An 11,841-nucleotide genomic window follows, 5' to 3' on the forward strand; every position below is an offset into this window, starting at 1 on the left:
GCCAGCGAGGGGAGCAGCCGGGCGCGGCCGGGCTGGGAATGCCGGTGGAAGCGCAGCCACAGCGTGAGCGCCCCGGCCACCGAACCGGCCGAGTAGGCCGCACCCAGACCGGCCAGCAGCGACAGCCCGTCGAGCAGGGCCAGCGACAGGCCGGTGCCGGCGAGGCAGACGAGCACCTGGACCACGGCACCGACCAGCGGTGCCCGGGTGTCCTTGCGGGCGTAGGAGGAGTAGCTGCACATCTGGAAGACGGCCGTGCCCAGGATCGACGTGGCCAGCGCGACCAGGCAGGCCGTGATGGCGGCGACGCCCGTCCCGGAGCCCATGCGCCCGACGGCCACGACCCGGGACAGCTGCGGCGCGAGGAGCATCGACCCGACCGCGGCCGGCACCGCCACGAACAGGCACAGGGACAGCGACCGGGTGAACATGTCGCGGAACTCGCCGGGCTGCTCGCGCACGAACAGCCGGGACAGCCAGGGCAGCGAGCTGACCGCCATCGGGGTCACCCCGATGGCGATCGCGAGGTAGATGAAGCTGAGCGCCATCTGGAAGGCGACGACACCGCCGCGCACGTGGTTGGCCGCGGCGAGCAGCACCACCATCTGCACCGCGAGAACCCCGGCCTGGCCGAGGGACGGCAGCGCCCGCCGGATGACGGCGAGCACCTCGGGCTCACGCCACCCGGCCCGGGGGCGGAGGGTGACCCCCGCCCGCCGGGCGCCCCACCACTGCAGGGCGGCGTGCGCGGCGACCGCCGCGGTGGTGCCCAGCCCGAGCAGCAGCAGCTCACCCTCGGGCACCGCGCCGAGCCGGGCCGGGGCCTGGCCCATCAGCGCGGCGGTCAGCGCGAGGACCACGATGATGCCAACGTTCTCCATCGCCGGGGCCGCCGCGGCCAGGGCGAAGCGCCGGTGGGCGTTCATCGTGGCGGTCGCGGTCCCGACGACGGCGTAGCAGAACACCTGCGGGACGAACATGAGGAACAGCAGCCGCGCCACGCCCTCCTGGCCGTCGGCCGTGCCGGGGCCGTGGGGTGCCATCGCCGCCAGCAGCGCCGGGCCGAGCAGCAGCGCCAGCGGCACGACGACGAGCAGGGCGGTCATCGCGATGCCCAGGAAGCCTCCGGCGATCCGCTCCGCGGCGGCGCGGTCCCGGCCGTCGACGTGGTGCACCAGTGCCGGCACGAGCAGCGAGGTGAACAGGGAGCCGCCGAGCAGGCCGTAGTAGAGCAGGTTCGGCAGCGAGTTGGTGAACTGGAAGGTGTTGCCCAGCACGGTGGGGCCGAGCACCGCGCCGATGGCGGCGATGCGGACCAGCCCGGTGACCCGGCTGACCACGGTCCACCCGGCGACGGTGACCGAGTCGCCAGCCGCGTCCTCGGCCCACGCGGGGCTGGTCTGGGTACCGGGGCGTCTCATTCGGCGTCCCCGGGGCGCAGCAGCGCGGGCACCGTCCGGGCCAGCAGCGCCAGGTCCAGCAGCAGGTCGCAGCGCCGGGCGTACTCCAGGTCCAGGTCCAGCGCCTGGCGCATCGTCAGGCGGCTGCGCCCGCTGGTCTGCCAGAGGCCGGTCATGCCGGCGGGCACGTCGAACCGCGGACCGTACTCCTTGCCCAGCAGCGCGGCCTCCCAGGGAAGCACCGGGCGCGGGCCGACGAGGGACATGTCGCCGCGCAGGACGTTGACCAGCTGCGGGAGCTCGTCGATGCTGGTGCGCCGCAGCACCCGGCCCACGGAGGTGAGCCGGGGGTCGTTATCCAGCTTGTAGACCGTGCCCGGCGGCTCGGGTGCGGGCTGGTCCGCGTCCAGCAGCCGCTGCACGTAGTCCCGGTGCAGCTCGTCGCTGCACCCGTCGACCATGGTGCGGAACTTCAGCATCGTGAACGGCTGGCCGCCCAGCCCGACGCGGGTCTGGCGGAACAGCACCGGCCCGGGCGAGCTGCGCCGCACCAGCAGCGCCGCCACCCCGAGCACGGGGGAGAGCAGGACCAGCGCGCTCGCCGCCACCGCCACGTCCAGGCAGCGCTTGGCGGAGCGGTATGCCGTGCGCCCGGTCCGCGGGCGTCGCAGGACGAGCAGGTCCTCGTCCTGCGAGACCGCTTCGAGGACAGGCCTCCTCAGACCGGCCGGGCGCTTCACCGCGGGCCCGTCACGTCGGCTCGGGCAGCGGGTGCAGCGTCGGGCGGGCGAGCCGGAACCGGCTGGCGGACCCCGTCAGCGCCTCGACCCGGTCGCCGACCGAGCGCAGGCGGGCGACCTCACCTCGCGGCAGGGCGGGGTTGCCGTACGCCACGACACCGGGATCGATGTCCCGGGTCACGACCGACCCGGCGCCGATGAGCGCGCCGGCCCCGATGCGCACGAACGGCAGGACCGTGACGTTGACCCCGAGCTGGGCGCCGGGACCGATCCACGGCCCGGACATCACCTCCCGGGAGGCGTCCTGGCCGGGGTACAGGTCGTTGGCGAGGCTGACACCCGGCGCCAGGAACGCGCCGTCGCCGATCTCGGTGTACTGCGCCACGTAGCAGTTGGTGTGGATCTTGACGTCGTCGCCGATGCGGCAGCTGTAGTCGACCACCGTGCCGGTCCAGACGGAGACACGGTCACCGATGGTGCAGCGCTCGCGGACCACGACGTGGTGCCCGGTCTCGAAGCCGGCGCCGATGCGGGTCCCGTCGTAGAGGACCGTTCCGCTGCGCAGGTACGCGCCCGGCCCCAGCACGAGCGGGTCGCACGGGCCGGTATGGACGGGGTGGCCGAGGACGACGCCGTGCTCGGCCCGGCAGTTGGCGCCGATGCCGTCACCGCTGACCGGGGCGAGCTGGGCCGTCATCGCGCGTCCACCGCACTGCTGGCGCGCAGGGCGTCGCAGACGAAGGACACCTGGTCGGCGGTGAGGTGCGGGAACATCGGCAGCGAGAGGATCTCGCGCGCCGCCTGCTCGGCCACTGGCAGCGCCTCCCGCGCGAACTCCCGGTAGGGCTCCTGCAGGTGGCACGGGACCGGGTAGTGGATACCGGTCTCGACCCCGGCGGTCGCGAGCGCGGCCATGACCTCCGTGCGGCGCGGGGTGCGCACCACGGCCAGGTGGTGGACCCCGAACGCCTGCGGCGCCTCGTCCACCAGCTGCACTGCGGCGGGCAGCTCGTCGCGGTAGCGGGCGATCGCGCGTCGGCGTGCCGCCGTCCACTCGTCCAGTCGCGTCAGCTTGGCCGACAGCACCGCGGCCTGGATGGCGTCGAGGCGGCTGTTGGTGCCGATGAGGTCGTGGACGTAACGGTCGGTCTCGGAGCGGCCGTGGTCGCGCATCGACCGCAGCCGGGCGGCCAGGCACTCGTCGGAAGTGGTGATGGCTCCGCCGTCGCCGTTGGCGCCGAGGTTCTTGCCGGGGTAGAAGGAGAAGCTGCCGGCGACACCGAACGACCCTGCGCGCCGTCCCTGCCACGTCGCACCGTGCGCCTGCGCTGCGTCCTCGACCAGCGCGATACCGGCACGTGCGGCAACCGCGGCCAGCGCGGTCATGTCCGCCATCTGCCCGAACAGGTGCACCGCGATCACGGCGGCGGTCCGCGGCGTCAGGGCGGCCTCGACCTGCGCCGGGTCGACCAGCAGCGTGCCGGGCAGCACGTCGACGAACCGGGGGGTGGCCCCGGCGAGGACGACGGCCTCCGCGGTGGCGATGAACGTGTTGGTGGGCACCAGCACCTCGTCACCGGGCCCGATGCCGAGCCCCCGCAGGATCAGCGTCAGGGAGTCGGTCCCGTTGCCGACGGACACCGCGAACCTGGTGCCGCAGTAGTCGGCCCACTCGTGCTCGAACTTCTCCACGGTGGCCCCACCGACGAAGCGGCTGCTGTCGAGCAGGTCGTGCCAGGCCGACTCGAGCGCCGGCCGCACCTCCGCCGTCTGGGCCTGCAGGTCCGCGAAGGGGACCCGAACGGAGGTGGCCCGGCCGGCCGTGGCCGTCATGCCGAGCCGACCAGGGAGCTCTTGCTGGCCACGGGTCGCGGGGGCGTCCCGGGCTCGGCGAGCTCCGACAGGTGCACCGGGCGACCCTCGCGCATCGAGATCTGCAGGGCCTCGAGGACCTCGACGACGGCGAGGCCGTTCTCGCCGCTGGTCAGCGGGCGCTCGCCGGTGCGGATGCTCTCCAGGAACCGCCGGTCCTGGACCATCAGCGGCTCCTCGAAGTCGAGGTGGGGCACGGTGATGTCGCCGTGTCGGTAGGTCATCGGGGGCTGGGTGAGGTCCTGGTCGTCGACCGGTGGCGTCACGCCCTTGTCGAACACCCGGATCCGCTCGTCGACGGCGAGGTCGTCGTAGACGGCCATCTTGCGGCTGCCGACGACGGTCACCCGGCGGACCTTGCATGGGTCGAGCCAGCTGACGTGGATGTTCGCCGAGACCGCGAGGTCCGGGTAGAACAGGCGCAGGTAGGCCACGTCCTCGTGCCGGCTGTTGGCGTGGCAGGCGCCCCAGGCGTGGACGTACGCGGGGGTCGTGCCGAGCACGCGGTTGATGATCGAGATGTCGTGCGGCGCGAGGTCGAAGATCACGTTGACGTCGCTCTGGTAGAGGCCGAGGTTGAGCCGTGCCGTGTCGATGTTGTAGACGTCGCCCAGCTCGCGCTGCTGCACGAGGCTGCGCAGCTTGTCCACCGCGGCGTTGTGCTCGAAGGTGTGTCCCACCATGAGGGTCACACCGGCCTCCCGGGCGGCCCACACGAGCTGTCGCGCGTCGGATGCCGTTGTGGCCAACGGCTTTTCGACGAGCACGTGCTTGCCGGCCGCGATCGCTGCCAGGGCGAGGGGCGTGTGCGTCGTGGGGGGTGTCGCGATGACGACCGCGTCGACCTCGGGCAGAGCACTGGGCAGGTCTGCGAAGGCGCGCGCGCCGGGGAAGCCGCGCACCAGGGCGTTGACCCGGTCGGTGCGCCCGTCGACCAGGACGACCTGGCTCACGTCGTCCAGCGACTGCAGGACGCGGACGTGCTTGGATCCCCAGTAACCGCAACCAACCACGCCCACGCGCAGTGCACAGCTGCTCGTCATCACTACCTCCCGGTCGATCCCCTCTTGGGCGACCAGACCGTCAGCGCGCGGCCGATCGCAGGACCCACCTTCGTTCGCGGGGGTTCATGCCGGATCGGGCAAGAGGCTGAATCAGACTCATACGGCAGGCGCATCAAATGTTCTAGAATCCATACTGGCTTTGTAGGTTATGGTCCGGCAACCCACTGTGCAGCCACCTACGGGTTTTGGATGGACTGGCGAATCCGGTTGGCGCTGAGCCGTTTTCGTTCATCTACGCGCAGGGGACTAGTTCTCCACCATTTGACGCGCCCGCGCCCAGCGATTGGCGGAGGGCAGGACCGCCCTCTCTTCCTACGGTGTCTGACGAGGGCCCTCCCTGTCGTCGGGGAGGGCTCGCTGACGGCTCATGGCGGGCCGTGTCGAGATGCGGGGTGGTCCGGTGGTTCGCAGCCGAGGTGGTCGTGTCATCAGGTCCGACGCGCAGACGCGCCAGACGCGGTGGCGCTGGCTGAGTACGCGCCGGCGGCGCTGGATGCCCTGGGTCGTCGTGCCCTGTGCGCTCACGCTCGGGATGACGATGGTCGCGGCAACGCCGGTCGTCGCAGCCACCCAGACCCGGGTCTCCCTGACCTTCGACAACGGCTCGATCAGCCAGTACACGCTGGGCTACGCCAAGGCGCTCCAGCCGCACGGCGCCAAGGCGACGTTCTTCGTCAACTCGGGCACCATCAGCGGCGGCGCCAGCTTCATGAGCTGGGCCCAGCTGGGCACCCTGGCGGCCGACGGGCAGGACATCGGGGGCAAGACCGTCAACGCCACCAACCTGACCACCGACCCCAACCCGACGAACCAGGTCTGCAATGACCGGGCCGCCCTGATCTCCCACGGGCTGAGCCCGGCGGCGTTCGCCTACCCCGGCGGCGCCAACAACGCGACCGTCCAGGCCGTGGTCAAGAGCTGCGGCTACGGCAACGCCCGGACCGCCGGCGGCTTGTCGGCCACCGGGGCGACCTACGCCGAGACGCTGCCCCCGGCGAACTGGTTCGCCACCCGCGCCTACGCGCCCTCGACGGTGACGCTGGCGAACCTGCAGTCCCTCGTCTCCGGTGCGGCCTCGCACAACGGTGGGTGGACCCAGATCGTCATCGGCCGTGTGTGCGACCAGACCCTCGACTCGGCCAACTACACCAGCTGCAGCGGCTCCAGCGGTCACATCGAGCTGGCCGACCTCAACGCGTTCCTCGACTGGGTCGCCGCCGCCGGGCAGGCCGGGGGAGCGCCCGCCGGCGTCGGCCTGGACACCGTGCGCGGCGCCGTCAGCTCGGCCGACACCGCGGCTCCCACGACGACGATCAGCTGCAACGGCGCACCGTGCAGCAGCACGCCCTACACCGGCGTGGTGAGCGTCTCGTTCACCCCGACCGACGTGGGCTCGAGCATCTCCAGCACGCACTACACCACCGACGGCTCCGACCCCACGCTGTCCAGCCCGACGTGGACAGGACCGTTCAACGTCAACGGTTCCAGCACCTCCACGACCGTGAAGTTCCGCTCCTGGGACTACGCCGGCAACATCGAGGCGACCCAGACGCAGGTGATCCAGGCGCCCACCGACTCGGCCGCGCCCACGACGACGATCGCCTGCAACGGCGCCGCGTGTGGCAGCAACCCGTACGTCGGGTCGGTCACCATCAGCCTGTCCGCCACCGACACCGGGGGCTCGGGCGTGGACAAGACGTACTACACGACCGACGGGTCCACCCCGACGACGTCGAGCAGCGTCTACTCGGCCCCGTTCCAGCTGACCACCCCCGCGACGTACGCGGTGAAGTTCTTCTCCACCGACAAGGCCGGCAACGCCGAGGCGGTGCAGACCCAGTCCGTCCAGGTGGTCCCGGTGAGCACGAAGGTCTCGCTGACCTTCGACAACGGCACGGTCAGCCAGTACACCCTCGGCTGGACCAAGGCCCTGCAGCCGCACGGCGCGAAGGCGACGTTCTTCGTCAACTCCGGGACGGTCGGCGTCTCGGCCAACATCATGAGCTGGGCGCAGCTGGGCACCCTGGCCGGGGACGGCCAGGACATCGGCGGCAAGTCCGTGAGCTCCACCAACCTCACCACTGACCCCAACCCCACCGCCCAGGTCTGCGACGACCGCACCGCGCTCATCAAGCACGGCCTCGACCCGGTCGCCTTCGCCTATCCCGGTGGCGCCAACAACAGCACCATCCAGGGCATCGTCAAGACCTGCGGCTACGGCAACGCGCGCAGCGCCGGCTCGCTCTCGCCGAGCGGCCCGACCTATGCCGAGACCCTGCCGCCGGCCAACTGGTACGCCACCCGCGCGTGGGCGCCGACCGGGCAGGTGACCCTGGCCAACCTCCAGGCCCTGGTGACCGGTGCCGCCTCCAAGGGCGGCGGCTGGTCCCAGGTCGTCATCGGCCGGGTCTGCGACCAGACCCTGGACGCGGCCAACTACACCGCGTGCACCGCGTCGGCTGGCTGGATCGAGCTGGCCGACCTCAACGCCTTCCTGGACTGGATGGGCAACGCCGGCCAGAGCGGTGGCGCCCCGGCCGGTGCGGCGGTGACCACCGTGCGTGACGCTGCGATCAGCGCCGACAAGCTGCCCCCGGTGACCACGATGGCCTGCAACGGCTCGGCCTGCACCACGGACACCTACACCAGCACCGTCTGGGTGACCCTGCCCGGCACGGACGTCGGCTCAGCCATCGCCAGCACGCACTACACGACCGACGGCTCGGACCCGACCCCGTCCAGCCCGACCTACACCGCGGCCTTCCCGATCACCGCGACGACGACGGTCAAGTTCCGCTCGTGGGACCACGCGGGCAACGTCGAGGCGGTGCAGAGCCAGCTCGTCACGGCGAACCTGCCGGCCGACACCACCCCGCCGACGACGACTATCACCTGCAACAACGCCCCGTGCACGACTACCGGCTACAACGGCTCGGCAACGGTGACCCTGACCGCGGGCGACGGCAGCGGCTGGGGCGTGGACAAGACGTACTACACCACCGACGGGTCGACCCCGACCACGGCGAGCGCGGTCTACGCCGGACCGTTCACGCTGAGCACGCCCGCGACATACACGGTGAAGTTCTTCTCCACCGACCTGGCGGGCAATGCCGAAGCGGTGCAGTCACAGGACATCCAGGTCCTGCCTCCCCTGACCGTCGTGTCGCTGACCTTCGACGACGGCGTGGTGAACCAGTACACGCTGGGTGTGAAGCGCGCGCTGCAACCGCATGGGCTCCGTGGGACGTTCTACGACGTCAGCGGGCTCAACGACGTCGACCCCAGCCACATGACCTGGGACCAGCTGCACGCGGTGAACAACGCGGGCAACGAGATCGGCGGCCACACCCTCGACCACGTCAACCTCAAGACGACGACCGACTACAACACGATCGTGCACGAGGTCTGTGACGACCGGCAGAACCTCATCAACCACGGGTTCTACCCGACCAGCTTCGCCTACCCCTTCGCCGCCTACGACGCGACCGACGAGTCGGTCGTCCAGAGCTGCGGCTACTCCACCGGCCGGACTGCAGGCGGCATCGATGTCTCAGGCGACGGCGCCGGCCCGGTGTATGCCGAGTCGCTGCCGCCGAAGGACCTGTGGGCGACCCGGACGGTCTACGACCCGCCGACGGGCAACCCCTCCAACGTGCCGCCGCTGACGCTGCAGCACCTGCAGTCCGCGGTGACCGGCGCCGCGAGCCACGGTGGCGGGTGGATCGTCTACGACTTCCACCAGATCTGCTCCCAGGCCTACGACCCGGACAACTACACGAGCTGCATGAGCGACTGGGGCCCGATCGAGCTCGACACGCTCAATGCCTTCCTGGACTGGCTGAAGAACGCCGGCCAGCCGGGCGGTGCCCCGGTCCGCACCCAGGTGCAGACGGTCTCCTCGGTGCTGAACGGCCCGGACACGCAGGCGCCGATCTCCTCGGTCCTGTGTGACGGATCGCCCTGCGCCTCCACCACCTACAACGGCTCCACGACGGTCAGCCTGACCGCCAAGGACCCCGGCGGCACCGGCGTCCAGGCGACCTACTACACCACCGACGGCTCCACGCCGACCACGGCGAGCCCGGTGTTCACCAGGGCGTTCACCATCAACACGAACACCACGTTCAAGTTCTTCTCGGTGGACAACGACGGCAACGTCGAGGCGGTGCAGACCCAGCAGGTGCTGGTCCAGCCCAACACCGACCCGGTGGTCGGCTCGGCCGGCGACATCGCCTGCGACCCCACGGCGCCTGCGTTCAACGACGGCTTGGGCACCGACACCGACTGCCGTGCCTCGCAGACGGTCAAGCTGCTCACCGGCGTCGACGCGGTCCTGCCGCTCGGCGACAACCAGTACGAGTGCGGTGGCCCGGCGGCCTACGCGCAGTCCTACGACCCGACCTGGGGCGTGAAGAAGTCCATCACGCACCCGGTCCCTGGCGACAAGGACTACGCGACCTCCGGCGGGACGGACTGCCCGAGCACCCCGGGCGCCGGGTACTACCAGTACTTCGGCAGCGCCGCGGGTGACCCGGCCAAGGGCTACTACAGCTACAACCTGGGCACCTGGCACGTCATCGCCCTGAACACCGCGCCCTGCCCGGTCGACGCCACCACCTGCGCCGCCGGCTCGGCCCAGGAGCAGTGGCTCAAGCAGGACCTGGCTGCCAACTCCAGCTCCTGCACGCTGGCCTACTACCAGAACCCACGGTGGGCCTCGACCGCCTCGGGCTCCGGTGGGGACCCGACGTTCCAGCCCATCTGGCAGGACCTGTACTCCGGTGGTGTGGACGTCGTGCTCAACGGCGACTCGCACTGGTACGAACGGTTCACGCCGCAGGACGCCACCGGCAAGCAGGACCTCAGCTACGGCGTCCGGGAGTTCATCGTCGGCACTGGCGGCGCCGGCCTGGACACCCCGGGTGCGCCCGGCGCCAACAGTGAGGCGCTCAACGCGACCACGCACGGCGTGATCAAGCTGACGCTGCACAACGGGTCCTACGACTGGTCGTTCCTGCCGGACGAGGGCACCTTCACCGACAGCGGCAGCAACGGCTGCCACGCCGCCCCGCCGGTGCCGGACACCACGGCCCCGACGACCACGGCGACGTGCAACAACGCGCCCTGCACGAGCACGCCGTACGCCCCGCCGGTCTCGGTGGCGCTCACGGCCACGGACAACGTCAACGGCTCCGGCGTCTCGAGCACGCACTACACCACCGACGGCACCGACCCGACGCTGCTCAGCCCGCTCTACACGGCGCCGCTGTCGCTGACGTCGTCGACGACGGTGAAGTACAGATCGTGGGACAAGGCCGGGAACGTCGAGGCGACAGGGACGCTCGCTGTCCAGGTCGACACGACCGCGCCGGTCACCTCCGCGACCTGCAACGGGGCGGCATGTGCCACCACGCCGTATGCCGCGCCGGTCGCCGTGGCCCTGTCGGCCACGGACACCGGCGGGGTGGGGGTGTCGAGCACCCACTACACGACCGACGGGTCGGACCCGACCCTGTCGAGCCCGACCTACACCGCACCGCTGAGCCTGGGTGCCACGACGACGCTGAAGTTCCGCTCGTGGGACACCGCGGGCAACGTCGAGGCGACCAAGACCGCGGTGGTCACGGTGGACTCGACCGCGCCGACGACCACGATCACGTGCAACAGCGCGGCCTGCGGGAGCACGGCGTACTTCAGCTCGGTCACCGTCCAGCTGGCGGCCACCGACGACACGGGAGGGTCGGGCGTGGCGAGCATCCACTACACGACCGACGGGACCGACCCGACGCTGACCAGCCCCACCTACACGGCGGCGTTCACCCTCACCAGCTCGGCGACGGTGAAGTTCCGGGCGTGGGACAACGTGGGCAACGTCGAAGGGACCAAGAGCCAGGCGATCCAGGTGGCGGCGGACGCTCCTCCGGTGGCGGCCCTGACCGTGTCGCCCACGACGGGGGTCGCGCCGTTCGCGGTGACCGCCAACGCCTCGGGGTCCACGGACGGTGACGCGACGCCGATCTCGTCGTACACGTTCGCCTGGGGTGACGGGACCGCCTCGGTGACCCAGGGCGGCTCGTCGGCGACGCACACCTACACCAAGAGCGGCACGTTCCTGCTCACCGTCACGGCACGCGACACGGCCGGACTGACCGGCAGCGCCACGACCCAGGTGGTGTCGAAGGCCAACCTCGTCAAGAACAGCGGCTTCGAGACGGACACCAAGGGCTGGGTCGCCAGCTCCGGGTGCGCGTTGACCCGGGTCTCCGGCGGGCACACCGGGAGCTGGTCGGCCAGGATGGCCAACTCCAGCACGACCACCCGGACCTGCATCCTGGACGACTCCCCGAACTCCGTGGGCAAGACGTCGGCGGGCACCTACACGGCGACGCTGTGGGTCAAGGGGGCCACCGCCGGGGCGACGATGAACCTGCGGCTGCGGGAGATGCAGAGCAGCACCGTGGTCGGGTCGGCGACGAAGACGCTGATCCTGAGCACGTCGTGGCAGCAGGTGACGGTGACCCTGACCGTCCAGCGGCCCGGGCTCACGGCGCTCGACCTCAACGCCTACGTGATCCAGGTCCCGCAGGGAGCCACGGCCTTCTACGCCGACGACGCAGCCCTCACCCTCGGGTGACGTGACGTGACCTGGGGCGGACGCCGCGCCGTGGCCGTTGGCCTCGTCGCGGCGGCCGCCCTCGGCGTGCTGGGGTGGCGCCTCGGACCGGCGGGGCGCCTCGCGGCGACCCGACCCGCGACGGCCGGCGC

General features: G+C 71.3%; 5 protein-coding genes and 2 pseudogenes. 1 reads left to right on the forward strand and 6 read right to left on the reverse strand.

The window, feature by feature from the left end; all coding sequences use genetic code 11:
- From murJ to VF825_RS15440, 6 genes and pseudogenes are all read right to left on the reverse strand, one after another.
- Positions 1-1,421, reverse strand: a 1,421-nt coding sequence (murJ, locus tag VF825_RS15420) for a murein biosynthesis integral membrane protein MurJ (protein WP_331114887.1), incomplete at its 3' end; no start/stop codon positions are given.
- Positions 1,418-2,140, reverse strand: a complete 723-nt coding sequence (locus tag VF825_RS15425; RefSeq protein WP_331114889.1) for a sugar transferase — start codon at positions 2,138-2,140, stop codon at positions 1,418-1,420. The genes VF825_RS15425 and murJ, both read right to left, overlap by 4 nt.
- A gap of 165 nt (positions 2,141-2,305) precedes the next feature.
- Positions 2,306-2,390, reverse strand: a pseudogene (locus tag VF825_RS20115) (N-acetyltransferase); the annotation flags it as partial.
- An 87-nt stretch (positions 2,391-2,477) separates the two neighbouring features.
- Positions 2,478-2,837: pseudogene (locus VF825_RS20120) on the reverse strand (N-acetyltransferase); the annotation flags it as partial.
- Positions 2,834-3,973 carry a DegT/DnrJ/EryC1/StrS family aminotransferase gene (locus tag VF825_RS15435; protein ID WP_331114893.1) on the reverse strand — a complete coding sequence of 380 codons (1,140 nt, stop codon included), beginning with the start codon at positions 3,971-3,973 and terminating at the stop codon, positions 2,834-2,836. The pseudogene VF825_RS20120 and the gene VF825_RS15435, both read right to left, overlap by 4 nt.
- Positions 3,970-5,055, reverse strand: a complete 1,086-nt coding sequence (locus VF825_RS15440) for a Gfo/Idh/MocA family oxidoreductase (protein WP_331114896.1) — start codon at positions 5,053-5,055, stop codon at positions 3,970-3,972. The genes VF825_RS15435 and VF825_RS15440 overlap by 4 nt, the downstream gene beginning before the upstream one ends.
- Positions 5,056-5,584: 529 nt before the next feature.
- On the opposite strand from VF825_RS15440, the gene VF825_RS15445 reads away from it, so the two are divergent.
- A complete protein-coding gene (locus VF825_RS15445; protein WP_331114898.1) occupies positions 5,585-11,710 on the forward strand; it encodes a chitobiase/beta-hexosaminidase C-terminal domain-containing protein in 6,126 nt (2,041 codons plus the stop codon).
- Positions 11,711-11,841: the final 131 nt, after the last annotated feature.

The sequence above is a fragment of the Oryzihumus sp. genome (assembly GCF_036391795.1).
GTDB lineage: Bacteria > Actinomycetota > Actinomycetes > Actinomycetales > Dermatophilaceae > Oryzihumus.

Coding starts and splice junctions, on each gene's coding strand:
- VF825_RS15440 (WP_331114896.1), bottom strand. CDS start 5,055: ATGACGAGCAGCTGTGCACTGCGCGTGGGCGTGGTTGGTTGCGGTTAC.
- VF825_RS15435 (WP_331114893.1), bottom strand. CDS start 3,973: ATGACGGCCACGGCCGGCCGGGCCACCTCCGTTCGGGTCCCCTTCGCG.